Here is a 24,815-nt window from a genome sequence, read left to right on the forward strand (position 1 = left end):
ATATTTGTCTGTGAACTGTTGTTTCATATTGACAGGTCGGCAATACGAACTCTCCTGTATACACGCTATACTCCGTGAAAAAACCCGTTGACAATAATTCCCTGTGGTGCTACTATGATGGCGCAGGAAATCCTGCGGCGATGATTTGACCGAGAAGAGGTGTGATTCGTCGTGAAACAATTATTATCTGTACAAATTCTTCTTCGACCGTAGTGCCCGAGTGCGTTTTTGCGTTCGGGCTTTTTATTATTTAGGAGGTCATTATTATGTCCATCAACCGGGGAAAAGTCGTCATCATCGGTACGAGCAATGTTGGCTCCGCCGTGCTCAACAAGATCGCGGACTTTCAGCTTGCCTCGGAGATCGCGCTGATCGATCTCGACATGGATCGCGCACGCGGCGAGGCACTGGATACCAGTCATGCCATGTCCTCACCGTACAGTACGAACATCAAGATCCATACGGGGACGTATGAGGACTGCCGCGATGCGGCGTTCATCGTCATCACGGCGGGACCTTCGATCCTGCCCGGGGAGAAGCCCGACCGACTGAAGCTCGCGAGCACGAACACGAAGATCATGCGCTCCATCTTCTCTGAGATCGTGAAATACACGAAGGAAGCCATGGTCATCATGATTACGAATCCGCTTGACGTTGCGACCTACGTCGTATCAACCGAGTTCGACTACCCGCGCGAAAAGATCCTTGGCACGGGCACGATGCTCGAGACCTATCGCTTCCGTTACCTTCTCGCGGAGCATTATGATATGGATCCGAAGAATATCCACGGCTATGTCCTCGGAGAGCATGGCAACGATGCTTTTGTTGCGTGGTCGACGGTCAACTGTGCGGGGCTCGGGATCGATCATCTTGACGAATACTTCCACTTTAAGGAGCGGCTGAATCGTCATGACATCGAGCAGGGACTCATACAGACGGCATACGATGTCATCAACCTCAAAGGATTTACCAACACGGGAATTGCTATGGTTGCCTGCCGCTTTATTAAGGCGATTCTCTACAATGAGCATACGATCCTGCCCTGTGCCGCCGTTATGAACGGCGAGTACGGCATGAAGGATGTTGCACTCTCCATTCCGCGCATGATCGCACAGGACGGCATCGTCCGCTCGCTCGAGGTGCGCCTTGCCGACGATGAGATGGAAAAACTTTTCCGTGCGCAGAAGAGCGTTCGTGCCGCACTCGACGGTGCGGGCGTGAAGTAAAGGCTGTTATGTCCTTTGCAGTGAACGCTCCCACCCGTCAGGCTTGACGGAACGGTTCACACGTCGTATAAATGAGCACAGAAAAAGGTGCTGCCAGTAAACGGTCAGCTCCTCTGCTAAAAACGAACTAAGATTAGCCGCCTAAGTTTGGAGACAGAGGGCGGCTTTTCTTATGCTTTGATCGCTGCAATACAAATTGTAACGAAAAAGATCAGCGAAAGAAATTCGTATGGTCCCATAAGCATCACTCCCTTACGGGAGCGTGAATCGACCGCCTACCGTTATTGACAATACCTATGTGTATCATAACATGAAATTTCATGTTTATGAACATCTGTTTCATACAAAACACCGCCCCGTGTGTAGTGGCGCGGTGTTTTCGTTTGTCGTTATCCCTTCGCCGCCTCGTATCCGACCATCAATGCCTGCATATTCGCCTCAACGGTGTGCGGCGGAACGCGGTTCGCGACGGCATTCTTGACCGCATCGAGCGGGACGATGCCGGAGACGTGCGTGATCACGCCGAGGGCGACGATATTGGCAAAGAGTGACTTGCCAATCTCGCGGGTGGCGAGCGTGGTGATGGGAACGGAGACGATGTGCGCTGCCTGCGGTACATTTGGCACAAGCTCGCTGTCAACGATCAGGATGCCCGTCGCGGGGTCGAGATCGCCCGCGTACTTGTCCGCCGCCGCCTGTGTCATGGCGAGGACGATGTCGGGATGTTCGACGTGCGGATGATAGATCACGTCATCGCTGATGATAACCTCGGAGCGGGACGCGCCGCCGCGTGCCTCGGGACCGTAGGACTGCGACTGTGCGACATTCATTCCGCACGCGGTTGCCGCCTCGGCAAAGATGATGGCGGCGGTGATGACGCCCTGTCCGCCCGAGCCTGAGAGACGAAGTTCCTTCTGCATATCAGAGCCCTCCCGCGCGCCGCTGAATCTCGGCGTTCGCCGTGCCGTACTCCTCGCCCGCGCATTCGTAGAGCAGTCCGATGGGGAATTTCTCCGGCGTGCGCTTCTCGGGCGGGAGCTTGTCCCATGCCGCCTTCATGACGGCGGAGTCCTTCATCCATGTGAGCATCGCGGCGGGCGACCCCATCTTGTTCTTGCGCCCGTAGGCGGTCGGGCACTGCACCATCGCCTCGATGAGGGCAAAGCCGTGATTTTTGAGCCCTCCCGCAATCATCTGCGTGAGATGCTTGACGTGGAACGCCGTCGAGCGTGCGACGTAGGTCGCACCTGCTGCCTCGGCGATGCGGCACGCGTCGAGCGGGCGGTCGATCGTCCCGTATGGTGCCGTCGCCGTCATCTTGCCCGGCGGGGTCGTCGGCGAGGACTGTCCGCCCGTCATGCCGTAGATATTGTTGTTGAAAAGTACGACGGTGAGATCGACGTTGCGCCGACAGCCGTGCAGGAAGTGATTGCCGCCGATGGCAGTGCAGTCGCCGTCTCCTGTAATGACGATGACGTTCAGCTCGGGTCGTGCGAGCTTGATCCCCGTTGCGAAGGGAATGGCGCGCCCGTGCGCCGTGTGTACGGTGTCAAAGTCCATATAGCCCGAGCCGCGTGAGGAACAGCCGATGCCGGAGACAATGACGGTGTTGTCCTGCGAAAATCCCTCCGCAGCGTCCACCGCCTCCGCGATGCACTTCATTGCCGTGCCGTTGCCGCAGCCCGGACACCAGAGATGGGGGAGGCGGTTCTGACGAAAATACTGCTCGAACGGACGCTGTATGTCGGTCTTTGTATGTGCTGTGCTCATGCCCGCACCTCCTCGCTCATCTGACGGATCGCCGCCGTGATCTCCTGCGGCGTGAAATCCAGCATATTGTACTTGAGGCAGGAGCGGACGTGCGTGCCGTGTGCAGCGCGCGTGACCTCACCTACGAGCTGCCCGTAGTTCAGCTCCGCGGCGAGAATGCCCTTGACACGTGCCGCGAGCCGTGCGACTGCCGCATCCGCGAACGGCCAGATCGTCTGGAGCCGCAGGAAGCCGACCTTGATTCCCTCGGCGCGTGCCGTGCGCACCGCTTCGTATGCCGTACGCGCCGTGCCGCCGTAGCTGACGACGGCGTACTCCGCGTCCTCCATAAAGGATTCCTCTGTGTGGATAATCTCCTCACCCACGCGGCTGATCTTCTCGTGGAGACGGCGGATGAGCTGCTCCGTCACGGCAGGACTGCCTGAGGGAAAACCCGTCTCATCGTGGAGCAGTCCCGTGACGTGGATGTGATATCCGTCGCCGAAACGCGCCGCGTCGGGTACGAGATCCTCGCCCACGGCATAGGGCTGATAGCCCTCGGCACGCGTTGCTTTCGGCAGGCGGCGCGGGTAGATTTCGATTTCCTCAGGGGAGGGCAGTGTCACATTCTCGCGCAGATGCCCGATGATCTCGTCCGTCAGCAAAATGACGGGGGTGCGGAAACGCTCCGCATAGTTCACTGCCATGACTGCCATGTCGAATGACTCGCGCACGCTCCACGGGGAGAGCGCGATGATCGGATGATCGCCGTGCGTGCCCCAGCGCGCCTGCATCACATCGCCCTGCGAGGGTGCGGTCGGCTGTCCTGTCGAGGGGCCGACGCGCTGGACGTTCGCCACCACGCAGGGGATCTCCGCGCACGCGGCATAGCCGATCAGCTCCTGCTTCAGTGAGAAGCCCGGGCCGCTCGTCGCGTCCATGACCTTTGCCCCTGCGAGTGATGCGCCGAGAATCGCGCCCATCGCGCCGATCTCGTCCTCCATCTGGAGGAATGTGCCGCCGATTTTCGGCAGCAGCTTTGCCATCTGCTCGGCGATTTCCGTGGACGGCGTGATCGGATAGCCCGCGAAGAACGTCACACCTGCCGCAATCGCGCCCTCGGCAACCGCCTCGTTGCCCTGCATGAGCCTTGCTCTCGTCTCGCTCATTTGTGCTTCTCCCTCCGTTCCACGAATATCGCAAAATCGGGACAGCGCATCTCGCACTGTCCGCACGCGATGCAGTCCTCGGGGCGGATGGGTGTGATCTTGCCGAGCAGACTCACCTCGAGCACCTTCTTCGGGCAGAATGCCGCGCAGATGCCGCAGCCCTTGCACCGCTTTTCCTTGATATACAGCTCACCTTTCATGGCACTTCTCTCCCGCCGGGATGCGGAAACACATCCTCACATACACAAAAGCTCATCCTATCATTTCTATAAAAACGATTTTATCATTATAACAGAAAATACAGAAAGAGGATATATCCCCTGATAGGAAAGGGGGTTCGCGCGTGTATACATCTGCTTGTCTACCGATTGCCTACAAAAATCATTTGTCTGCAAGCCGTTCAAAGATACGATACATGAGTTAGGGCGCAGGATAATATGTGCCGCCTGTGAGGATGACGGCGAACTGTTCGGGCGTGATAATGGTACTTAGGACGGCTTTTCTATGCCCAAATTTTCTGTGTGTACGAACGACGAAAGCCGGGGCGGGAATTTTCGCCGCATGATGGACGCCATCAAATCGGTGGGAAAGCCTTCCCCGCATGTTGAAGTTCGCGACGGCACAGAGAAGTGACAGCGGATATCGGTGTATCGCAGGTGAAACGGTTCATGAAGGACAAGCGTCCCACCGACGGTGCAGTGATCTCTCGCCGCGAACAGCTGCACAGGAAGTGCGCATTACCTACTACACCTGCAGCGCTATGGACATCGGCTGTGCCGACGATGCAAAGAGCGCGCTGCACAAGATATTTTCGGTCATTGAAACCGCCATTTTTTTGTGCTAGAATAAATTGCGATCGGATCGGAGAAAGGATGCCATGATGGATGAGGAACTGCGCCGCTACGAGAAGATACGCGGAGCGTACTGTTCGGTCGGGCGGCTCGCGAGCCTCTATGACGGAATGATGACGTACTCGACATGGTCGGGGAAGCTGGTCTCACGGCTCGTGTGGGGGCTGGATCGCAGCGGCGTGCGCCGCTATGTGACGCTTGCGCTGCGTGCGGCGCACGAGGGCTTTACAGGACGCCTGCTTGAGGTACCCGTCGGGACGGGATGTCTCTCGCTGCCCGTCTATGCGGAGCTCCCGGAGGCGGACATCACCTGTCTCGACTACGCGCCCGCGATGCTTGCGGCGGCGCGTGCGCGTGCGGAGGCACTCGGCATTCGGAACGTCACCTTTACCGAGGGGGACGTCGGGCATTTGACGTTTGGCGACGCTGCGTTCGATGCGGCGGTTTCGATCAATGGGGTTCATGCGTTTCCCGACAAGGAAGCGGCATGGAGCGAGGTACACCGCGTACTGCGTCCCGGCGGACGTCTGACGGGGTCGGTGTTTGTCCTGGGGGAGAATGCGCGGACGGACTTCGTCGTGACGCAGCTCTACACGCGCATGGGATTCTTTACGCCGCCGTATGACACCCGGGAGAGCTTGACGGAGCGCCTGCGTGCGCTCTATGCGGAGGCCTCTGTGGAGTGCGTGGAATCGCTCGCTTGTTTTTCCTGTGTAAAGTAGGGGGATGCCTACTAGAAGGAGGACGTTTTTATGAAGTCTCGTACCCTTTCCCGTTTCCTTGCTGCCGCGCTCGTTGCGGGCAGCGCATTTGTTGCCGCACCGGTGGGCTATGCGGCGGATGCTCCCGCTGCACAGGCGCAGGAGGAGCAGGCACCGTTCCAGGGTGATGTCGTCCAGCAGCACATGATGGCGACGATTGACCGCTTCGAAAAGGGGGATATCGCAGGCCTGCAGAATGAGGCGACCGCCGATCTGAAGGCGCATCTCTCGGCCGATCAGCTGAAAGAGGCAAAGGCTCAGTTCGCACAGGACTGGGGCGCACGCGTCTCCGTTGGCAAGCCGTATATGACGGCAGGCAAGGAGAATAATGCGTGGTTCGCGGTCTGCGAGATCGCTGTCGGCTACAAGGCGACGGCTGTGGTCTACCGTCTTAGCTACGACCAGAACATGAAGCTCGCAGGATTCTTCATCCGCTGACGGATCCCTTGATTGCAGCAAAAAGGGGCTGTTGTACGAAGTCGTAAACTTCGTGCAACAGCCCCTTCTTTGTGCCCCTTCCACCGCTTGCGCGGTCCCCCTTCCCCGTGATAACGGGGAAGGCTTAGGATAACGGTATATTAGCTTCCCCCGCTAACGGGGGAAGTGGCGAGCGTAGCGAGCCGATGGGGGAATATGCAACAGCCCCTTTATGATGCCGTTTACGCCGCGTCGTGGTAGACGCTCTGGTCGTTTGTGCTGTCTGCCTTGGCCGCAGGTGCCTCTGCGTCGCGCTGGAACGGTGCCGCGCTGTCGTAGGTGGTCTGCACGCCGAAGAGAGTCGTCTCGTGCTGTGTCTGGATGTAGAGCTCTGTGCCGGCGGGGAGGTCGACGTTCTTGCCGTGGACGAACGCACCCGCGACAACGCCGATGGGGCCGAGGACGGCGATGCCTGCGAGGGATGCACCGGCTGCCATGGCGAGATGGGTCATCTCTTTCTTTGACTCCTCACCGATGAAGGTCGTCACGTACGTGCCGTCGAGTGCCTTGGTCTCCTTAAAGTCGATCTCGACCTGTGCGTTGCGGCCGAAGTTGCGCGCTTGGCGCACCTTCGTGACCGTGCCCTCACCGCGCGAGCCCTTCGTAAAGACGAGTACGTCGTTGACGAAGACATCATCCGCGATCTGGTACTCGATGGTGTCGCCCACTTTGAGATTCTTCGCGTTGACCGGGGTGACAAGGGCAATCTTGATGAGTGTGTTTGCAGGAACGGAGACGGGGGTGACGGGGATTTCTGCACGTCCAAAGGATGCGGTCGAGAGGGCGGCAATGCGCTTTTTGAACGTACCCTCGGAAGTCTTGCCGAGGAGTGCCGTTTCGAGTTCGCCGACGCGCTCCTGCACGGAGCGCATGCTCGTCTCGTGGTTGATGTTCCACTCGATGGCGTTGAGATCCATTAGAACGGACGGCGATGCGCTGTTCGTATAGACCTCCTCGTAGATCGCATCGATGCGCGCCATGAGGCTGCCGCCGCGATGTTTTCCGTCGTAGTCGCGCTCCAGGCGGTTGATGCGGTCGATGAGCGCACCCGTCTGCTCGCGTCCGTAGGTGTCCTGCTCGATGAGGGCGAGCTTTGACTGGACGGCGTTCGGCGGCTCTGCGGCAAACGCCGTACCGATGGACGTGAGTGCCAGAGCGAGCGTCAGCATGAGAGCGCAGATTTTCTGTCGCATGGATTCATCCTCCTTATGGTGTCGTCTTCTGCTTTGCGAGCAGTTCTTCGATAAAGTCCTCGATGCTCTGCATCGGCGAGGTGGGCGTGTAGACCTGTGGCGCTGCCATGCCCGGCGTCGTGCGCAGTACCTCCTTCGTGTCGTAGACCCCGACCTGACCGGAGAGAATCTGGTAGGTGCGCATCTGCCGATTGAATCGGATGCGGTAGAGGAGGCGACGGTTCTCCGTTGCTTTGACCACGGCGACGCCTGCCTCGCGCTCGGCATCCGAGAGGCGTGTGATGCTCGCGGCATCCACGTAGTAGCCCGTGTCGCCGTTCGCGTCGACAAAGCGCATATCCTCTGCCGCTTCGACGCTGCTGAGGCCAGTGAAAAGGCCAATCAGCACCGCCCAAAATCCACACACTACAATACGCCGCATCCGCAGGACTCCTTCCGTACCTGTCTTTCTCTCTGATTTCGCTCTATTATAGAGGAAAAATTTTTACGCGTCAAATCCTATGGACGTATGGATACAATGAAGTTTCTCAGATTGGTGTAGATTTTTTGAGGACTGCGGGAAAACGAATGCTGGGGGATTTTCTGTCGTAGTGTTTCCCTCGGAACGAGCAGGGCGCGTGCGCTCTTTTCAGTTGCGAAAATTCCGTTTATGATGTAGTATAAGAACGTCAAATCACTTTTAAAGGACAGGAGAACGCGCCGATGAGTACAGCCCACACCACCCGTATTCTGCTCGCACTGACCACCGCCTGTGCGATTTTTCCGGGAGCGGCGCACGCGGCGTACAGCTCAGACTCGGATACGGGGATCGAGCGCCTAGATTTTATCGAAAATCAGCGGCGTGCGGAGCGTGCCAATCGTCTCACGCCGGAGCAGGAAAAGCTGCTTGCCGACGTGGCGGCGATGCGAGAGCATCTGCGTCACCCCGTGGCGGCGGATCAGCCCTCTCCGATCGCGTTTGAGGGCGATGACCTGACGTATGATGAGAGCACGGGCGACTTTACGGCGAAGGGACATGTGGATATTGTCCAGCTGGAGGAGCGCCGCTTTCAGGGGGATTATGTGGCGGGCAATACGGTGCGCGGCGTGGTATCCGTGCCGGATCGCGCGCACGTGCTGCAGCTGACGGAGGGGACGTCGCGCGTGACGCTCGACGGCTATCACATTAACTACAACTATCAGAAACACACGGGGACGATGGAACGGGCGGACGGCAAGGTCGGCGCCTACTATATGACGGGCAAGCGCTTTGAGTTCTACCCCGACAAGATCGTTGTCTATGACGGCACGCAGACGAAGTGCGGGGCGAAGAGCCCTGACTATCATCTCAGCTCGGAGATGGCGGAGCTCTATCCCGGCGACCGACTCATCCTGCACAACGTGAAGTTCTGGGTAAAGAACAAGGTGATCTTTTCTAAAAAGCGGCATGAGGTCGATGTTTCGCACCCGATGCAGAACAATTTCCCGCGCGCGGGCTATGACAGTGACGACGGGCTCTGGCTGGAACAGCGGTTTGAGCAGAACGTTGCCCCGCGCGTGACCGTCGGAGCAAATATCCATGTGACGACGAAGCGCGGATGGCGCAGCTCCTATGATCTCGGCTGGGCGAACGGGGGCGCGAGTGCCGCATTGACCTACGGCGTCTTTGAGGACGGCGACAACGAGTGGGTCAAAAAGATGCCGTCGCTCTCTCTTGGCTATGGGCAGCGCGTCGGACAGTCCCCCATCACCTACAGCCTGTATTCGGAATACGGACGCTGGTACGGCGGTGGGATCCACAGCAACCATCTTAGGTATGGGATCTCCGTTACACACGACACGATTCCCCTGCACGGCTATGGGCTTGATCTTTCGGCGGGCTACTCCGTGACGCGTGAGAGCTACGATCATTCACGTGTACAGGGGCTCAGTGCCAGTGCCTTCCTGACGAAGAAATTTAACGACCGATTTGCGGCCTACGCCGGCGGTATTTACACGAAGAGCTCCAAAGAAAATGCCCTTTTCTCCTACAACGAAGAGGACTACTCCAAGGTCTTTATGGGCGGGCTGAGCTATCGCCTCGGCGAACGTGACCGCATTGCCATCGGCACGAAGTACGCTGTCGAGCCGCGTGCGTGGACGGATGTGGACTACTACTGGTTCCACGACCTGCACTGCTCGCAGATCATCCTGCGCTACCGTTCCAAGCAGGATGCGTGGCGCATCAAATGGGAGTTCACGCCATGGTGAGTGCACTGGAGCGCCTGAAGAACGCCCCTGTGCTCATCATCGGGGATATGGTGGCGGATGTCTATCTCGACGGGACGATCGCACGCATCTCGCGTGAGGCCCCCGTGCTCGTTCTGGAGCAGCGGGAGGAGCGCGTCGTGGCCGGCGGAGCGGCGAATGTGGCGAACAATGCAGCGACGCTCGGTGGGCGTTCGTATGCCGTTGGCGTCTGCGGGACGGATGCGGGCGGCGATGCGCTCTGCGCCGTGCTCGGGGAAAACGCCGTCGATACGGCGGGATTTGTCCGCGACGCGGCGCGTCCGACCATCACGAAGACGCGCATCATTGCGGGCGGGCGCGCGACAGTCAGCCAGCAGATTGTGCGCGTTGACCGTGAGTGGCATACGCCGCTTGCGGCGGCGGTGGAGGAGTGTCTCCTCACGGAGATCACGCGCCTCCTCCCACAGGTGCGCGCGGTGGTGCTCTCCGACTATGGGTCGGGTACGGTGACGGAGCGCGTGCGCCGTACGGTGATTGACGCGGCACGTGCGGCGGGGATTCCGAGTATCGTGGATGCACGCTATGACATCCTCAGCTATGCGGGCATCGGTTACGTCAAGCAGAACGACGCGGAGCTCGCGGCGGCACTCGGGCGTGAACTCCGCTCGGCGGCCGACATCCATGCGGCGGGACGTGAACTCCTCACACGCCTCTCGGCGGACGGCGTGCTCATCACGCGTGGGGCGGACGGCATGACGCTCTTTCTCGCAGATGGGTCAGCGACGGATATCCCCGTGAGCGACCACAGTGAGATCTTCGATGTCTCCGGTGCGGGCGATACGTGCGTTGCCGTGATGGCACTCGCTCTTGCGGCGGGCGTGGATCCCGTGACGGCGGCGCGGCTCAGCAATACGGCGTCGGGGATTGCCGTGCGGAAACGCGGGACGGCGACGGTGGCGTGGGCGGAGCTGCACGCGGCACTCACAGCGGAAGGAGACGCTCATGCTCATTCCTGACGAACACATCGAGGCGTACGCGGCGGCACTGCGCGCGTCAGGTGCGCGTGTCGTCTTTACCAACGGTTGCTTTGACATCCTTCATGCAGGGCATGTGCGCTACCTAGCGGCGGCGCGTGCGCAGGGGGATGTGCTCATCCTCGGGCTGAACAGCGACGCCTCTGTGCGGCGGCTCAAGGGGCCGTCGCGCCCCATTAACAATGAGCAGGATCGCGCGGAGGTCGTCGGGGCGCTCGCCGCCGTCGATGCGGTGGTGATCTTTGGCGAGGATACGGCGGAGACGCTGATCGCAAAGGTGCGTCCTGCAGTCTACGTCAAGGGCGGCGACTACACGCGCGAGACGCTGCCCGAGGCGCGCATCGTCGAGGCGTACGGCGGCGAGGTCGCCTTGGTCCCGCTCGTCGCGGGTAAGTCCACGACGGGGATTATTGAGAAGGCGGGCCGCGGGTAATCGCGCGTAGTGTTCGTAGCGTAGGCACCCGTGAGGATTCCCTGAGCGAATCCTAGAGAAGCAAACGGCGCAGAGCGTGCGACCCGCCCCCTGCGGATTTCTATCGTTCAAGCGAAGCGCGTTAAGGAATCCGCAGGTATTTAGGCGGACGAGCACGCGCCCGTTTGCGTAACGAGGCATTCGCGAGGGGGATCGCACGGCACTGACGGCAGGCGGACACGCTGCGTATGCGCGAACATATAGCGAAAGAAAGGAGGGCAGTCCATGAAGAATATCTTGGTCGTCAAACTCAGTGCGATCGGCGATGTGATTCATGCGCTGCCCGTTTCCTATGCCATCAAGGAGACCTATCCCAATGCACATCTGACGTGGGTGGTCGAGCCGCCCGCCTATCCTCTGCTCGAGGGAAATCCGTACATCGATGAGCCTATCCTCTTTGAAAAGGCGGAGTTCCGCAGCATCGCCGGATTCCTCCGTGAATATCCGCCCCTGCGCTGCCGTCTGCGCGCGCGCCGCTACGATGTCTCGCTCGATCTGCAGGGACTCTTCAAGTCGGCAGCGATCGTCTATACGGCGGGGGCGAGGGAGCGCGTCGGCACGGCAAATATGCGCGAGGGCGCGGACCGTGTGAGCCGCCCCGTGCGCGGGCCGCACGCACAGGGACACATCGTCGAGCGCTATCTCGACGTGGCACGCGCCATCGGCTGTCGTGTGGATGCGGTGCGCTTTCCCATCACCGTCTCGGATCGTGACCGCATGGCGGCAAAGACGCTGCTGCAGCGCGAGGGGGTGCCGGAGGGGCGCGCGTTTGTCGCCTTTGCCGTCGGGGCGAACTGGCCGAACAAGCGCTGGCCGGCGGAGCATTTCGCCGCGCTCGGCGACCGTCTCTATGAGGCGCATATCGTTTCCGTGCTCGTCGGCGGTGGGCATCTCGATGTGACGATTGCCGCCGACATCATGGCGGCGGCGCGGATCCCGCCCGTGAATCTCGTCGGGCGGACGAACCTCAAGCAGCTCGCACATCTCTTTACGCGTGCCGCGCTCGTCCTCGGCGGCGATACGGGACCCGTACATCTCGCTGCGGGGCTCGGACGGCCGACCGTTATGCTGATGGGGCCAACGGATGCGAACCGCAACGGCCCGTACGGGCAGCAGGAGAATGCCATCGAGGTGGATCGCTCCTGCCGCTGCTGCTGGAAACGCGCCTGCCCGAAGGGACTCGACTGCCTCGCGCTGATCACAGTAGATGAGGTGGAGAAGAAGATTACGGACGTTCTGCATGCTGTTGTGTCATGACAGACGAACGGACATGGGGGGAAAGAGTTGTATCAAAATATTCTCGTCATCCACCTCATGCACCTCGGGGATCTCATGCTCGGCACGCCCGTGCTCGCCGCCCTGCGTCAGCAGTATCCTGCGGCGCGCATCACGCTCCTCGCGGACAAGAAGCTCGCGGATGTCGTCGTCATGAACGAGCATCTCGACGAATGCCTCCTGATCGACAAGAAGGGCGCAGACGGCGGCATCCTCGGCATCCTGCGCTATGCGATGCGCCTGCGGAAAAACCACTACGATCTCGTCATCAACCTCCACCGCAACGAGCGTTCTTCGGCGCTCGCCGCGCTCAGCGGCGGACGGCGCATCGTCGGCTACGCAAAGCCCGGCTTCTCCCTCGCCTTTGACCATGTCAGCCCGAGTCAGAATCAGGTGATGCACGAGGTGCACTCGCACTATGCGGCACTGCGCGCGGCGGGCGTGCTCGATGCGGACGGGACGGCGGGGCTCGAGATGTGGATTCCGCCTGCCGCGGCAGAGGAGGCAGAGCGCCTCTGGAGGGAGCACTTCGCCCCGATCGACAAGGTGATCGCCATCAACATCGGTGCGAGCTGGGCGACCAAGCGATGGATTGATGCGTACTTCGCCGTCGTGGCTGACACCTATCTCCGACGCGGCTATCACATCGCCGTCATGGGCGGCCCGATGGATATGGAGATGGTGGAGGAATGCCGTGCCCGCATGGAGGAACGCGAGCATCCGCACCTCCATATCTTTACGGGGAAGGTCAGCCTCGGCGTGCTCGCGGGAATCCTCTCCCGCTGCATCCTTTTCATCACGACGGACTCGGGGCCAATGCATGTCGGCGTCGCAATGCACGTCCCCGTGATCTGCATGTTCGGCGCATCGCCGATTCCCGGGTTCTACCCCTACGATGCACGGAGCATCTCCGTCCGCGCGCCCGTCTCGTGTCATCCGTGCCGCATCCACGAGTGCCCGCTCGCAGGAGAGGAGCACATGATGTGCATGAAGCGGATGCCGCCTGACCTCATTTTGCAGTATGCCGATCAGATCCTGTGCGAGGAGGGCGAGCGTCCCGCGTGCGAACTGCCCGCACCGACGGATTTTGAGACGCGGGTGGTGGAGATGGCAGACGGGCATTTTGCCCTCGCACCGCGCGGAGCGGCAGGGCGGGTCGTTCGTTCGAGTTTACCGCAGAGCAGATAGGAGCATTTTCATGGATATGGAAAAAATCCGCAGCGTCGTTGCCGAAAAGAGCGCGCGCAGCAACATCCTCGTCGTCGGCGATGTCATGCTCGACAAGTATTATACGGGAGAGGTGACGCGCATCTCACCCGAGGCACCGGTGCCGATCACCCACGTGACGGGGACGCGCGAGACGCTCGGCGGGGCGGCAAACGTCGCGCACAACCTGGCGCTCCTTGGGACGAACGTCAGCATCGCGGGCTATGTCGGCAGGGATCCGCACTGCGACAGTCTGCTGGATAAATTCAAATCGCGCGGCATTGACTATGCGGGGCTCGTCCATACGGAGCGTCCGACGACGACGAAGATCCGCATCATTGGCGGGCATCAGCAGATGATGCGGCTGGACTTCGAGGATGTAAAGCCCATCGACGGCGCAGACGCAGAGCAGTACCTCGCCTACATTGATCAGAAACTGAACGAGAGCATGGACTGCGTCATTATCTCGGACTATGGCAAGGGCGCATGCACGGAGTACGCCTGCCAGCACATCATCCATGCGGCGCACGATCACGGCGTTCCCGTCATCGTCGACCCGAAGGGGCCGCAGTGGGCGAAGTACAAGGGCGCGGACTACGTGACGCCGAACCTGAAGGAGATCAACGAGATCCTCCTGGAGCCGATCGTCAACGAGAACGGCGCGGCGGAGCGTGCGGCACACTATGCCATACGCAAGTTCGGCGTGAAGAACGTCATCCTGACGCGCTCGGCAAAGGGCATCTCGCTCATCCACGGGCAGGCGGCCGTCCACATCCCGACGCGCGCACAGGAGGTATTCGATGTCTCGGGTGCGGGCGACACGGTGATCGCCGTCTTCGGGCTCGCACTCGCAGGCGGGCTGAAGCCCGAGGACGGCGCGGCACTCGCCAACCTCGCGGCGAGCGTCGTCGTCTCGAAACTCGGTACGTATGCCGTGAGCCGTGAGGAACTGCTCCGCGTGCTCGATCGGCAGGAAGGGGAAGATCTATGATTATCGTTACCGGCGGTGCCGGCTTTATCGGCAGCAACATCGTCCATGCGCTGAATGCGCGCGGCTATCGCGACATCCTCATCGTCGACGATCTGGAGGACGGCGAGAACTACAAGAATCTGCGCGGCCTCCATTTCATCGACTATCAGCACAAGGACGACTTTCTCCACCTCGTCGAGGAGGGTGACTTCGACGGGACGGACATCGACGCGATCTTCCATGAGGGCGCATGCTCGGATACGATGGAGTATGACGTCAACTATATGATGAAGGTCAATTACTCCTACTCCAAGGCGCTCCTGCACTTTGCGATGGGGGCGCGCATCCCGTTCTTCTACGCCTCCTCAGCCTCGACCTACGGCGGCGGGGTACATGGCTTCACCGAGGGGGATGCGTGTGAGGACGCACTCAATCCCTATGCGTTCTCGAAGCTCGCATTCGACCGCTATGTGCGGCAGGTCATCCCCGAGGCACGCAGCCCGATCGTCGGCCTGCGCTACTTCAACGTCTATGGTCCCCAGGAGCACCACAAGGGCAAGATGGCGTCGATCTTCTATCAGCTCTATCATCAGATTCTCGATGTGGGCGAGGCGCGTCTCTTCCGCGGGACGGACGGTATCGCAGACGGCGAGCAGCGGCGCGACTTCGTCTATGTCGGCGACGTCGTGCGCGTCAACCTGCATTTCTTTGAAAATGGCGGGGAGAGCGGCGTTTACAACTGCGGCACAGGTACGGCACATACATATAACGAGGCGGCACATGCCGTGATCGCCGCACTCGGCAAGGGGCAGATCGTCTACCGTGATTTCCCCGAAGTGCTGCGCGGCAAGTATCAGAACTACACACAGGCGGATACGGCAGCGCTGATCGCCGCGGGCTACACGGGCGGCTTCACCCCCATGGAGCAGGCGGTGAAGGAGTACTGCGACTTCCTGAATGCGGGCGGCTACTTCTCCTATGCCGAATAAGGCCATTTTCTTCGACCGCGACGGGACGCTCAATGTCGATGTGCACTACCTCCACGATCCTGCGGAATTCGCGTGGACGGAGGGGGCGGTCGAGGCGATCCGCTGGGCGAACGCACACGGCTTTCTTGTCATTGTTGTCACGAACCAGAGCGGTATCGCGCGCGGCTATTACGGTGAGGATTCTGTTCGCCGCCTGCATGACTGGATGAATGCGGAGCTTGCACGGCAGGGCGCGCACATCGACGCATTCTACTACTGTCCGCATCATCCCGCGGGGACTGTGCCGGCGTATACACGGGTATGTGGCTGCCGCAAGCCTGCGCCCGGGATGCTCCTGCGTGCGATCACGGAGCACGATATTGACCCCGCCGCATCGCTGATGATCGGCGATGCGGCGCGTGACGTCGCGGCAGCAAAGCAGGCGGGGGTGCGCGGCGTGCGCTATGTGGGCGGGAGCCTCGCGGACTGCGTGCGGGAGGCGCTGGCATCGTAGCGGCGGTAACATATAGAGAAAGCGAAGATGGTCTGTAATATGCTGCAGAAACTCAAGGGAACTCCTGTTATACGGCTCCATACGTGGGCATTCTATCTGCTCTGCGGGTTTGGACTTTTTAGTAGTGTTTCGACTACGGTTACCAGTATTTTTCTCAGCCTGCTCACGGCGCTGCTTCTCTTCCGCTTGTGGGTGAAGCATGATGACTGGCAAGATGCGCTGCCCGATGGGCAGCTTTGTCTGGCACTTTTGCTGCTGATGGGCGCAGTCGTTTTGTCTTCTTTTTTTTCCAGCGATATCCTGCATAGTTTGCGCATATTCAGTCATCAGTATGGAACGCGTGCGGTCGGACTATTTGCTGTCCTACTGATGATTCGACAGCGAAAACAGCTGATTTGGATTGCGGCCTGTATCGGCATTTCACTCTTCATCAACGATGTGGCTGTTGTCTTTCAAGGTGTCGTGCAGGGTGATTATCGGGCCGTCGGATTTTCTTCCTATATGACAGTGGGAGGAATCCTCTCCATGCTGCTCCCTGCCCTGCTCCTTCTTTCGCTCGGTGATCATCTTGATGTACGCTGGCGCACCCTTGCAGCAGGCTCATTCCTCCTTGGCTGCGGGGCTCTGCTGTACAATGGTACGCGCGGAGCATGGCTTGCCGTTCCCGTTGCCATGTGTCTTTGCACTGTCGTTTTCGTCCGTCAAAAGAAGCAGTTTGTTATCGGTGCACTCGTTGCGTTGAGCGTGTTTGCAGGAATCTTTATGATGTCGCCGTCACTTTCGTCACGGTTTGTCTCCATCGGCGATACACATAATCAAAGTAACTCAGAGCGGTTTCTTCTTTGGACAAGTGCCTATCACATGTTCGTAGATCATCCGTTGTTTGGCGTTGGGTTTGCCGAGTTTCAGACATCATATCATAGGGAATACGTTTCCCCCGAGGCAAAGGAACCTTGGCTGGCACATGCCCACAGCAATGTAATGCATATGCTTGCAGAGTGTGGAGGAGTTGGTCTTCTCGCTCTGCTGTTCTTCTGGTATACGTTCCTATCCTATGGATTCCGCACATGGATGGCAACCCGTCATATTGCGGCACTGCTTATACCTGCCATTCTTCTGGGACTCATTCTGCAGGGACTAACGGAATACAATATGGGGAATGCAGCAGTGATGAAGCTGTATTGGGTACTAATGGGGCTCTGTCTGCAATGGCTGCGTCTGGATCACTATGCGCCGGCATAATATAGGGGAGGGGAGACGGGTGAGACTTGCCGTTATCATTCTTACACATAACGAGGAACATCACATCGAGGCGTGCATTCAGAGTGCATCGTTTGCTGATGAGATCCTTGTGATCGACGATATGAGCACGGACCGTACGGCAGAACTGGCACAGAGCCTCGGCGCACGTGTTGTCACGCACCCTCTCGCGGGAGATTTCGCGGGTCAGCGGAACTTTGCCCTGACGCAGACGGATGCGGACTGGGTACTCTATGTGGATGCGGATGAGCGCGTGAACGAGGGGACAGAGGCGGAGCTTCGCCGCATTATGTCGGCAGATGTACGTGCTGTGTACGAGATCAAACGCATCAACGTCGTCTTTGGACAGCGTATGTGTTGCGGCGGGCATCGACCGGACTACCCTCGGCGATTTTTTCCGCGCGATGCAGTGCACTGGACAGGGCTGGTGCACGAGCGTGCGGAGTCTGAACTCCCCGTACGCCGTATGGGAGGGAGCCTCCTGCACCATACATACGAAAGCTGGGAACAGTATTTTCAGAAGTTCAATCAATATACAACACTCATGGCAGAACGGCAGCATAGAGAGGGGCGGCACGCGTCCTTCCTGAAAATTCTCCTTGATCCGCCGTTTGCCTTTTTTCGCTACTATATCCTGCAGTGCGGTTTCCTCGATGGACGTCTTGGATTTATCATGGCGGTGTACCACAGCTTCTATACCATGGCGAAGTATGTGAAGCTGTATTACATGGAGATGCGTCGGAAATAGCACTATGTATTTTGTGAAGAACTCGTATCTGCAAGAGCAGGCTGGGTTTTGGGAAAGGGGAGGATATGGTGTGCGGGTCGCTGTCTTGGAAACAGTGAAGGCGGATGGCGGATTTGAACTCGAATTTGACCATATCATCATCGAGACATTGAAGGAGGAGGGGCATGAGCCCCTGCTCTTTTTGCCAAGAGATACAGATCTCGGGCGAAACTTCCATGTGCCCGTGCACGATTTAGACGGAGGGCGCATTATTAGCTACGATGGTGCGGGGCGCCTCAAAAAAATATGGCTCTCCCTATTACGGGAATATCGTCGTGTCAAATGGTTTGATGCAATGGCGAGGGCGATCATTCAGGAACGGCTCGATGCTGTGTTGATTACGACGGCAACCTATCGCTATCTGCGTGCCCTAAAAAAAAGCATACTACGAGACAGCCCTGTGCCAGTTTATTTTATCTTTCTTGGCGTAAATCCTAAGGAGATGCCCAAATTCCAAAAGGCTGCACAGTCGTGTCAGATATACCGGAATATTCATCTCTGTGTAACAACGCTGCGCGATGACTTCGGGGTAAATCGTCCCGGCAATGTGAACCTTATCGCACCGCCTGTGATGTCACTACCCACGATCTGTCCAGAGCAACCAGATCAGACGCTGCGTATTGGATTTTTCGGTCACTATCGCAAGGGAGAAAAAAACCTCACGTATTTCCTGCGTGCAGCGGAAGAAGGAAAGTTTACACGCCCTGTGCATTTCATTTTGCAGGCGGCTCCGACCACGGAGGCAGATCGTGCTGATGTCCAGTCACTCGTAGAACGCTATCGGAAGGACACTCGGGTCACTATCCTGACGGAAAAATTAGTCGGCACGGCGTGGTATGAAATGATTGCTTCCGTAGATGCGATGTTCCTCCCCTATACGGCGGAGCGGTATCGTTATAACTGGAGTGCACTCTACTTCACTGCAATCGGATTTCAAAAACCTGTCATAACGACTGATGTGCTGAATCCCGAAGTCATGGCAGCATTTGACATCGGCAGCATTGTGAACATGAATCACTATGAGGACTTTCTCGTGAAGATCGAGGATTTCATCAATCACTTTTCTGCACGACGAGCGCGCTATCGGGAGCAGCTTGCAGCGGCGGCGGAGACATACAGCAGAGCAAATTTTATTCGAAATCTGCTGAACTAGGAGGAGAGATCGGTGCGCGCATTCTATCAGCTGGCAAAACAGATCTATGACATGAAAAATCCACGTGAAGCGAGACGTGCCGTGATCTTCTGTATACGTGCAATTCTGCATCGCGGGCAAATGCAGAAACTCGATGCGTTCCTTAAGCGAGATGCGTTACTGACGGAGTTGGCAGGGATTTACCCCTTTGTCTATGAACAGCCGACACGCGCCTTTTTTTACAGCCATTCCACCTTTGATACACGTGTTGCACTGATCGAGTCACACATGGAATTTCTTCGTGAACATGTGAGAGATGAGATCGTGCTCTCCCTCTATCGAAAGGAAGCATTCTCTCTTTGGTCAGGAATAGAGTGCTGTGGAAAGATCCTGTCAGCATCTCTTTTCTTTGAGCCGGGGCAGCGCAAGGAGGGGCTTCTGTCGGTGATGCTCCGCATGGGTGAAGTATCGTTCTATCAGATTATTTTTTGGATCGCTCCCGCTCACGATGGCAGTCCTGCCATGTGGATTGGAGCAATGCAGGGACCTAATATGGAGAATGCGCGTGATATGGTGAAAGCAGCAACCAAGGTATGTCATAGCTATCGGACAAAAAATCTTATACTTTACATTGCACAAGGGGTTGCGCGCAGCCTTGGGCTCAGGCACATCTATGCCGTGACGAATAAAGGATACTATGCCAACAATCACATCCGCATTGACCGTAAGCTTAAAACGGACTTCAGTGAATTCTGGCGTGAATCGGGAGGCGTTATCATGGGGGATACACGTTTTATGGAACTTCCTCTGACAGAGATACGCAAGACGATGGAGGAGGTTCCGACGCGCAAGCGTGCGGTCTATCGGCGGCGGTTTGCATTTCTTGATGCATTGGATGAGGAAATAGAGACGTCGATGGGACGGTTGCTTAAAGATGTGGGGGAGAAGACATGATGTTGGATACCTTGAAAGATAAGATGGCATATCGCCTGACAGACTACAGAGATAAGATACAGTTCTATATCGATCTGTACAGTTACTGCAGCAATATCAAGCTAACGGATTGGCAGTCACAGTGTCCTCCCGTTGCTATTCCTAAGGTCATTCATTATTGCTGGTTTGGGTGCGGAGAGTACTCTTCGCTGATCAAAAAATGTATGGCAACATGGGAGCGTGTATTGCCGGATTATGAATTTGTTCTCTGGAATGAGGATAACTTCCCCATTGAAAAATATCCTTTTGCACAGGAGGCGTACGACAAGAAGAAATATGCCTTCACTTCGGATGTTGCACGGCTCGCTGCCTTATATGAACATGGCGGAATTTATCTCGATACAGACATCGAGATGCTGAAATCATTCGACCCGTTTTTATCGCACCGCGCATTTACCGGATTTGAGACCTATGGCAATGTCCGCGCACGGATCCAGTCGGGTGTAATGGGGGCAGTCCCGCATCACCCTTGGATCGAGCTGCTTTTACGATGGTATGAGGGAAAGCATTTTAGCGGCTACGCAACATTTATGCCAAATACACGAATTATTTCCAAGATTATTGGACGTTATTATCGTGTAAAGCTGGATGGACAGCCGATGGTTCTGGATGGTGATGTTCATATTTATCCTGCGGCATATTTCTGTCCCGGTAAACAGGCATCAGAACAGAGTTGTTGCATACATCATTTTATCGGTTCTTGGTTCGACTAATGTGGTAAACAGAACATAACACCCAACGGAGTCATTTACATCCGTTGGGTGTTTATCGTATATAAATTGGAAGAGCTTGTCCCATATCTCCTGTCTCAGATTCAGGAGCTGTCCTTCCTGCTCTGCATCATTCCTTTTCCCTTGTCGCGGGCGGCGTCCCCTGCACGCTCTCCACATTCAGCCCCGGTGTGATGCCGCGTGTGTAGCGGCGCTCCATGCGGTCGTGGACATGGGCGTATTTCGCCGTGACCTTGGGGCTGCGCTGGCGCAGGGTTTCCTGTACGACGCGCAGATCCTTGGTCTCCTGATAGAGGTTCGTGCCGCAGCTGTGGCGGAAGAGGTGGCAGGCATAGCCGGGCTGCTTGAGCCCCGCCTCGGTGAGTGCCTTGTTGATGACATAGCGGATGCCGACGCGCGAGATGCGCCCCTTCGGGTTGTTGTTCGCGCAGGAGATGATGGTCGGCGTGAGGCGGCTCTCGGGCGGGACAGCGCCGCGCGTTTCGATGTATGCGCGCAGGATGCCGAAGGTCTCCTCGCAGGGGTAGATGATGCCCGCGTGTCCCTTACCGCGGATCTCGATGCGCCCGCGCTGCCAGTCGATGTCCTCGTCGGAGAGGCGCATGACTTCGACGACGCGCAGACCCTCGACCCCCATGAGGTAGACGATGAGGAGGTTGCGCAGACGGCGCAGCTCGTTCTTGTCGGCGGCAAGGCCCTCGCAGATCTCCTTGATCTGATCGACGGTGAGGTATTTATAGTCCTCGTCGAGGTGCTGTGGGTTGCGCAGCTGGAGGTCGGCGCAGGGGTTCTCGGCGATGAAGGAGAGCCGCTGGGCGACCTTGTAAAAGGCGCGGATCGCCGCGCCCTTGATCATGAGGGTGGCAGCACTGTAGCCGCGCGTCCGCATCTCCTCCATGTAGACGCGAATCTGGTAGTCGTGCACGTCGTTTAGCGGATGCAGCCCCTGTTCCATGCACCAGTGGAGAAAGAGGCGGATGGCGAGCTCATACGTGTCGCGCGTGTCCGACGTCGGTGCGCCGCCCGCGATGTAGCGCGGGAGGTACTCGTAGAAATGTGCGATAAAGAACTCCGGTGTAATGGCGTCCTGCCGCACGCTGATGGACGGCGCATCCATGCGGCGCACAGCTGCGGGCGCATTCTCCCCGCGCCGCGCGGGAACGCCCATCTCCTGCGTGCCGTCGCTGCGGTATGCGCGATTTCCTGCCAAAAATGTCACCTCTTTCCACAGACCACGAGCATCAGTGTTTCTTGCGGAACTCTGCCATGAACGCGGCGAGCGCCTCGACGCCTGCGAGAGGCATGGCGTTGTAGATGGAGGCGCGCATGCCGCCGACGCTGCGGTGTCCCTTGATGCCGCCGAGGTTGTGTTCCTTTGCCTCGGCAACGAATGCCGTTTCGAGTTCCTCGGTCGGCAGGCGGAAGGTGACGTTCATGCGCGAGCGGCTGGCCTTCGCGGCATGCCCGCGGTAGAATCCGTCGGAGCTGTCGATGGCATCGTAGAGGAGCGCCGCTTTCTTTGCATTTGCCTCGCCCATGGCAGCGAGACCGCCGCGCTCTTTGATCCAGCGGGCGACTTTGCCGACGATGTAGATGGCAAAGACGGGCGGGGTGTTGTAGAGGGAGTCGTTCTTCTGGAAGGTGCTGTAGCGCAGCATGGTCGGCAGCTCGGCGGGGGTGTTCGCGAGGAGCTCCTTTTTCGCGATGTTCAGTACGACGCCGGCGGGGCCGAGGTTTTTCTGCACGCCCGCATAGATGAAGTCGTAGGAGGAGAAGTCCCACGGGCGCGAGAGCATGTCGGACGACATGTCGGCAAAGAGGGGGACGCCGTTTGTCTGCGGCGTGTAGTGGTACTCCGTGCCGTAGATGGTGTTGTTGAGGCAGATGTGGAGGTAGGCCGCGCCGGGCGCGATGTTCAGCTCGTCCTGACGCGGGACGCGGACGTAGTTCTCCTCCTTGGTGGAGGCGGCGACGGTGCCGACGCCGAGTTTGACGGCCTCCTCGTATGCCTTCTGGGAGAAGGAGCCGGAGAGGGCGTAGCTGCCGGGGTGAGACTCGGTGGCGAAGTTCAGCGGGATGAGGGCAAAGGTCTGGCTGGCGCCGCCGGCGGTAAAGATGATGTCGTAGTCGTCGCCGAGCCCCATCAGTTCTTTGATGTCCGCCTTGGCCTGCTGGTGTACTTCGTCGTAGGCGGGGGCACGGTGGCTGATCTCGAGGATGGACATGCCTGTGCCGTGGAAGTTGAGCATCTCGCTCTGGACTTCTTTCAGGACGTCCTCGGGCAGGACGGCGGGGCCGGGGTTAAAGTTATAGATGCGTTCGTTCATTTTGTGTCTCCCTCTATATCCTATCATTTCCATTGGGCGCCCCCTCCGTCACGCTGGCGCGTGCCGCCTCCCCCGTTGCGACGGGGGAGGCGAAGGAAGCAGTATTCGATCAGTCGCCGGTTTCCACAGCGTTTGCCCGCGTCATGCGGATCTGGGCGACGCGCGCGCGATCCATCTGCAGCACCTCGAAGGTGTAGTCCTCCCATGTGCAGGTTTCGCCGACGGTAGGGATGCGGCCGATCTGGGCGGTGACGAAGCCGCCGAGGGTGTGAAAGTGGTCGTGATCCTCGTCGGGGAGTTCGTCGATGCCGAATTCCTCCTTGAACTCGTCGATGGGGAACAGTCCGTCAAAGATCCATGTCTGCGCCTTCTCCGCCCCGGTGCGCGTGCCCGTGGGCGCATCCTCATCCGCGCTGCCGATGATCTCGCCCATGATGTCGTCCATGGTGATGAAGCCGACGACGCCGCCGTACTCGTCGAGGACGACGGCCTCGTGGATGGCACCGCTGCGGAATTTTTCGAGGACGCGCAGCCCCTCCATGGTGCGCGGGACGAAGAGCGGCTTGCGGATGTAGTCCGTGATGTCGATCTCCGTCCCGTCGAGTGCCGCGTCGAGCAGCTCCTTGGCGTAGACCACGCCGCGGAAGTCGTCGAGGTTCTCATAGGCGACGGGGAATACGTCGTGCGCCTCTGCGCGGACGATGCGCAGCTGTTCGGCGCGGGGCTCCGCGAGGTCGACCCAGGCGATCTGGGTGCGCGGCGTCATGAGCGCCGAGGCGGTCTGATCGCTCATGTGGAAGATGCGGTCGACCATGTCCTGCTCGGTCTTTTCAAATGTACCGTCCTCCGTGCCCTGCTCCATGAGATCCTTGACCGCGTCCTCCGTGGCGGAGACACGGTTCTCCGGGTTGATGCCGAAGATGAGCAGGATGCCGCGCGAGATGGAGATGAGCGCAGCACTCGGCAGCGCGGTGAGCTGCGTGAGGAGGGCGATGGTGCGGTGTTTGCGCAGGAGCATCTCCTCGGGGTTCTGGAGGGCGATCTGTTTCGGCAGAAAGTCGCCAAAGAGCAGGGTGAGCGTCGTCATGACGAGGACGCTGAGGACGAGAGCGGCGGCGTAGACCTCCATGCCCGGGAGGAGCCGCGTGAGCACCCTGCTGAAAATCGGCAGGGCAAAGAGCCCGATGCCGAGCCCCGTAAAGAGACTCATGCAGGTGACGCCCGCCTGCGCCATGGCGATGGGGCGGTCGGCGTGCTCTAGGAGGGCAAGCGCCTCGGCCGCACCCGCTTCGCCGCTTTCGGCGAGACGCTCAAGACGCCCGCGATGGGAGGCTGTGAGCGCAGTCTCGATCTGGGCAAAGTAGGCGTTTGCCATGAGGGCGACGACGAGCAGGAAAAGACAGAGAGCGTCGGATAAAGGACTGTCCAAGAGTTGATGCAGCTCCTTTCAAATGTTGATGCGTTGCTTGACACTGCCGTCGATGCGAACACCATGCTGCGCAGGAAAACGCA

General features: G+C 58.6%; 25 protein-coding genes. 16 read left to right on the plus strand and 9 right to left on the minus strand.

Going from position 1 to position 24,815, the window contains the following annotated elements:
* The first annotated feature begins 266 nt into the window (after positions 1-266).
* Positions 267-1,226 (plus strand): L-lactate dehydrogenase, encoded by a 960-nt coding sequence (locus tag C1713_RS00430; RefSeq protein ID WP_102492674.1) that lies wholly within the window; start codon positions 267-269, stop codon positions 1,224-1,226.
* Between the two features lie 389 nt (positions 1,227-1,615).
* Here the strand turns inward: C1713_RS00430 and C1713_RS00435 are convergent, their stop codons facing one another.
* Genes C1713_RS00435 through C1713_RS00450 form a run of 4 tightly spaced genes read right to left on the minus strand, consistent with a single transcriptional unit; the run spans position 1,616 to position 4,344 of the window.
* Positions 1,616-2,146 carry a 2-oxoacid:acceptor oxidoreductase family protein gene (locus tag C1713_RS00435; RefSeq protein ID WP_102492675.1) on the minus strand — a complete coding sequence of 177 codons (531 nt, stop codon included), beginning with the start codon at positions 2,144-2,146 and terminating at the stop codon, positions 1,616-1,618.
* A gap of 1 nt (position 2,147) precedes the next feature.
* Complete coding sequence (locus C1713_RS00440) at positions 2,148-2,996, minus strand: thiamine pyrophosphate-dependent enzyme (protein WP_102492676.1); 849 nt, start codon at positions 2,994-2,996, stop codon at positions 2,148-2,150.
* Complete coding sequence (locus C1713_RS00445) at positions 2,993-4,144, minus strand: 2-oxoacid:acceptor oxidoreductase subunit alpha (protein ID WP_102492677.1); 1,152 nt, start codon at positions 4,142-4,144, stop codon at positions 2,993-2,995. The genes C1713_RS00440 and C1713_RS00445 overlap by 4 nt, the downstream gene beginning before the upstream one ends.
* The gene (locus C1713_RS00450; RefSeq protein WP_102492678.1) at positions 4,141-4,344 is read right to left on the minus strand and encodes a 4Fe-4S binding protein; all 204 of its coding nucleotides are present in this window, start codon (positions 4,342-4,344) and stop codon (positions 4,141-4,143) included. The genes C1713_RS00445 and C1713_RS00450 overlap by 4 nt, the downstream gene beginning before the upstream one ends.
* Before the next feature lie 677 nt (positions 4,345-5,021).
* Here C1713_RS00450 and C1713_RS00455 point away from each other — a divergent pair.
* A complete protein-coding gene (locus C1713_RS00455) occupies positions 5,022-5,717 on the plus strand; it encodes a class I SAM-dependent methyltransferase (protein WP_102492679.1) in 696 nt (231 codons plus the stop codon).
* Between the two features lie 30 nt (positions 5,718-5,747).
* Positions 5,748-6,194: a DUF3887 domain-containing protein gene (locus C1713_RS00460; protein ID WP_102492680.1), complete on the plus strand. Its 447-nt coding sequence runs from the start codon at positions 5,748-5,750 to the stop codon at positions 6,192-6,194.
* Between the two features lie 221 nt (positions 6,195-6,415).
* Here the strand turns inward: C1713_RS00460 and C1713_RS00465 are convergent, their stop codons facing one another.
* Positions 6,416-7,426 carry a hypothetical protein gene (locus C1713_RS00465; RefSeq protein ID WP_102492681.1) on the minus strand — a complete coding sequence of 337 codons (1,011 nt, stop codon included), beginning with the start codon at positions 7,424-7,426 and terminating at the stop codon, positions 6,416-6,418.
* 13 nt (positions 7,427-7,439) lie between these two features.
* Positions 7,440-7,847 carry a hypothetical protein gene (locus C1713_RS00470; protein WP_050342430.1) on the minus strand — a complete coding sequence of 136 codons (408 nt, stop codon included), beginning with the start codon at positions 7,845-7,847 and terminating at the stop codon, positions 7,440-7,442.
* Positions 7,848-8,128: 281 nt separating this feature from the next.
* Between C1713_RS00470 and C1713_RS00475 the strand changes: the two genes are divergently transcribed.
* The 13 genes from C1713_RS00475 to C1713_RS00535 all read left to right on the plus strand — a co-directional run bounded on the left by C1713_RS00475 (position 8,129) and on the right by C1713_RS00535 (position 20,958).
* Positions 8,129-9,655: an LPS-assembly protein LptD gene (locus C1713_RS00475; protein ID WP_102492682.1), complete on the plus strand. Its 1,527-nt coding sequence runs from the start codon at positions 8,129-8,131 to the stop codon at positions 9,653-9,655.
* Positions 9,649-10,650: a bifunctional heptose 7-phosphate kinase/heptose 1-phosphate adenyltransferase gene (locus C1713_RS00480; RefSeq protein WP_102492683.1), complete on the plus strand. Its 1,002-nt coding sequence runs from the start codon at positions 9,649-9,651 to the stop codon at positions 10,648-10,650. The genes C1713_RS00475 and C1713_RS00480 overlap by 7 nt, the downstream gene beginning before the upstream one ends.
* Positions 10,637-11,101 carry a D-glycero-beta-D-manno-heptose 1-phosphate adenylyltransferase gene (rfaE2, locus tag C1713_RS00485; protein ID WP_061945193.1) on the plus strand — a complete coding sequence of 155 codons (465 nt, stop codon included), beginning with the start codon at positions 10,637-10,639 and terminating at the stop codon, positions 11,099-11,101. The genes C1713_RS00480 and rfaE2 overlap by 14 nt, the downstream gene beginning before the upstream one ends.
* A 264-nt stretch (positions 11,102-11,365) precedes the next feature.
* Positions 11,366-12,397 (plus strand): glycosyltransferase family 9 protein, encoded by a 1,032-nt coding sequence (locus tag C1713_RS00490; RefSeq protein WP_102492684.1) that lies wholly within the window; start codon positions 11,366-11,368, stop codon positions 12,395-12,397.
* 27 nt (positions 12,398-12,424) lie between these two features.
* Positions 12,425-13,603, plus strand: coding sequence for a glycosyltransferase family 9 protein (locus tag C1713_RS00495; protein WP_170950733.1), 1,179 nt, complete (start codon positions 12,425-12,427; stop codon positions 13,601-13,603).
* 10 nt (positions 13,604-13,613) lie between these two features.
* Positions 13,614-14,612 (plus strand): D-glycero-beta-D-manno-heptose-7-phosphate kinase, encoded by a 999-nt coding sequence (rfaE1, locus tag C1713_RS00500; RefSeq protein ID WP_102492685.1) that lies wholly within the window; start codon positions 13,614-13,616, stop codon positions 14,610-14,612.
* A complete protein-coding gene (rfaD, locus tag C1713_RS00505; protein ID WP_102492686.1) occupies positions 14,609-15,580 on the plus strand; it encodes an ADP-glyceromanno-heptose 6-epimerase in 972 nt (323 codons plus the stop codon). The genes rfaE1 and rfaD overlap by 4 nt, the downstream gene beginning before the upstream one ends.
* The gene (locus C1713_RS00510) at positions 15,570-16,073 is read left to right on the plus strand and encodes a D-glycero-alpha-D-manno-heptose-1,7-bisphosphate 7-phosphatase (protein WP_102492687.1); all 504 of its coding nucleotides are present in this window, start codon (positions 15,570-15,572) and stop codon (positions 16,071-16,073) included. Before rfaD ends, C1713_RS00510 begins: the two co-directional genes overlap by 11 nt.
* A gap of 27 nt (positions 16,074-16,100) precedes the next feature.
* Complete coding sequence (locus tag C1713_RS00515; RefSeq protein WP_245870865.1) at positions 16,101-17,315, plus strand: O-antigen ligase family protein; 1,215 nt, start codon at positions 16,101-16,103, stop codon at positions 17,313-17,315.
* A gap of 19 nt (positions 17,316-17,334) precedes the next feature.
* Entirely contained in the window at positions 17,335-18,081 is a 747-nt protein-coding gene (locus C1713_RS00520) for a glycosyltransferase family 2 protein (RefSeq protein ID WP_102492688.1), read from the plus strand.
* A 70-nt stretch (positions 18,082-18,151) separates the two neighbouring features.
* The gene (locus C1713_RS00525) at positions 18,152-19,273 is read left to right on the plus strand and encodes a glycosyltransferase (RefSeq protein ID WP_102492689.1); all 1,122 of its coding nucleotides are present in this window, start codon (positions 18,152-18,154) and stop codon (positions 19,271-19,273) included.
* 12 nt (positions 19,274-19,285) lie between these two features.
* Complete coding sequence (locus C1713_RS00530; RefSeq protein ID WP_102492690.1) at positions 19,286-20,206, plus strand: VirK/YbjX family protein; 921 nt, start codon at positions 19,286-19,288, stop codon at positions 20,204-20,206.
* Positions 20,207-20,217: 11 nt separating this feature from the next.
* On the plus strand, positions 20,218-20,958 hold the full coding sequence (locus C1713_RS00535; RefSeq protein ID WP_170950734.1) for a glycosyltransferase family 32 protein: 741 nt from the start codon (positions 20,218-20,220) through the stop codon (positions 20,956-20,958).
* Positions 20,959-21,085: 127 nt separating this feature from the next.
* On the opposite strand, the gene C1713_RS00540 is transcribed toward C1713_RS00535, so the two are convergent.
* From C1713_RS00540 to C1713_RS00550, 3 genes are all read right to left on the minus strand, one after another.
* Positions 21,086-22,144: a tyrosine-type recombinase/integrase gene (locus C1713_RS00540; RefSeq protein WP_102492717.1), complete on the minus strand. Its 1,059-nt coding sequence runs from the start codon at positions 22,142-22,144 to the stop codon at positions 21,086-21,088.
* A 73-nt stretch (positions 22,145-22,217) separates the two neighbouring features.
* Positions 22,218-23,303, minus strand: coding sequence for a 3-phosphoserine/phosphohydroxythreonine transaminase (serC, locus tag C1713_RS00545; protein WP_102492691.1), 1,086 nt, complete (start codon positions 23,301-23,303; stop codon positions 22,218-22,220).
* Between the two features lie 109 nt (positions 23,304-23,412).
* Positions 23,413-24,732 carry a hemolysin family protein gene (locus C1713_RS00550; RefSeq protein ID WP_102492692.1) on the minus strand — a complete coding sequence of 440 codons (1,320 nt, stop codon included), beginning with the start codon at positions 24,730-24,732 and terminating at the stop codon, positions 23,413-23,415.
* Positions 24,733-24,815: the final 83 nt, after the last annotated feature.

It is taken from the genome of Centipeda felix (assembly GCF_900186465.1).
GTDB classification, from domain to species: domain Bacteria; phylum Bacillota; class Negativicutes; order Selenomonadales; family Selenomonadaceae; genus Centipeda; species Centipeda felix.

Excerpts from the sequence above, each read along its gene's own strand:
- C1713_RS00430 (WP_102492674.1), top strand. The coding sequence starts at position 267 with ATGTCCATCAACCGGGGAAAAGTCGTCATCATCGGTACGAGCAATGTT.
- C1713_RS00435 (WP_102492675.1), bottom strand. The coding sequence starts at position 2,146 with ATGCAGAAGGAACTTCGTCTCTCAGGCTCGGGCGGACAGGGCGTCATC.
- C1713_RS00440 (WP_102492676.1), bottom strand. The coding sequence starts at position 2,996 with ATGAGCACAGCACATACAAAGACCGACATACAGCGTCCGTTCGAGCAG.
- C1713_RS00445 (WP_102492677.1), bottom strand. The coding sequence starts at position 4,144 with ATGAGCGAGACGAGAGCAAGGCTCATGCAGGGCAACGAGGCGGTTGCC.
- C1713_RS00450 (WP_102492678.1), bottom strand. The coding sequence starts at position 4,344 with ATGAAAGGTGAGCTGTATATCAAGGAAAAGCGGTGCAAGGGCTGCGGC.
- C1713_RS00455 (WP_102492679.1), top strand. The coding sequence starts at position 5,022 with ATGATGGATGAGGAACTGCGCCGCTACGAGAAGATACGCGGAGCGTAC.
- C1713_RS00460 (WP_102492680.1), top strand. The coding sequence starts at position 5,748 with ATGAAGTCTCGTACCCTTTCCCGTTTCCTTGCTGCCGCGCTCGTTGCG.
- C1713_RS00465 (WP_102492681.1), bottom strand. The coding sequence starts at position 7,426 with ATGCGACAGAAAATCTGCGCTCTCATGCTGACGCTCGCTCTGGCACTC.
- C1713_RS00470 (WP_050342430.1), bottom strand. The coding sequence starts at position 7,847 with ATGCGGCGTATTGTAGTGTGTGGATTTTGGGCGGTGCTGATTGGCCTT.
- C1713_RS00475 (WP_102492682.1), top strand. The coding sequence starts at position 8,129 with ATGAGTACAGCCCACACCACCCGTATTCTGCTCGCACTGACCACCGCC.
- C1713_RS00480 (WP_102492683.1), top strand. The coding sequence starts at position 9,649 with ATGGTGAGTGCACTGGAGCGCCTGAAGAACGCCCCTGTGCTCATCATC.
- rfaE2 (WP_061945193.1), top strand. The coding sequence starts at position 10,637 with ATGCTCATTCCTGACGAACACATCGAGGCGTACGCGGCGGCACTGCGC.
- C1713_RS00490 (WP_102492684.1), top strand. The coding sequence starts at position 11,366 with ATGAAGAATATCTTGGTCGTCAAACTCAGTGCGATCGGCGATGTGATT.
- rfaE1 (WP_102492685.1), top strand. The coding sequence starts at position 13,614 with ATGGATATGGAAAAAATCCGCAGCGTCGTTGCCGAAAAGAGCGCGCGC.
- rfaD (WP_102492686.1), top strand. The coding sequence starts at position 14,609 with ATGATTATCGTTACCGGCGGTGCCGGCTTTATCGGCAGCAACATCGTC.
- C1713_RS00510 (WP_102492687.1), top strand. The coding sequence starts at position 15,570 with ATGCCGAATAAGGCCATTTTCTTCGACCGCGACGGGACGCTCAATGTC.
- C1713_RS00515 (WP_245870865.1), top strand. The coding sequence starts at position 16,101 with ATGGTCTGTAATATGCTGCAGAAACTCAAGGGAACTCCTGTTATACGG.
- C1713_RS00540 (WP_102492717.1), bottom strand. The coding sequence starts at position 22,144 with ATGGGCGTTCCCGCGCGGCGCGGGGAGAATGCGCCCGCAGCTGTGCGC.
- serC (WP_102492691.1), bottom strand. The coding sequence starts at position 23,303 with ATGAACGAACGCATCTATAACTTTAACCCCGGCCCCGCCGTCCTGCCC.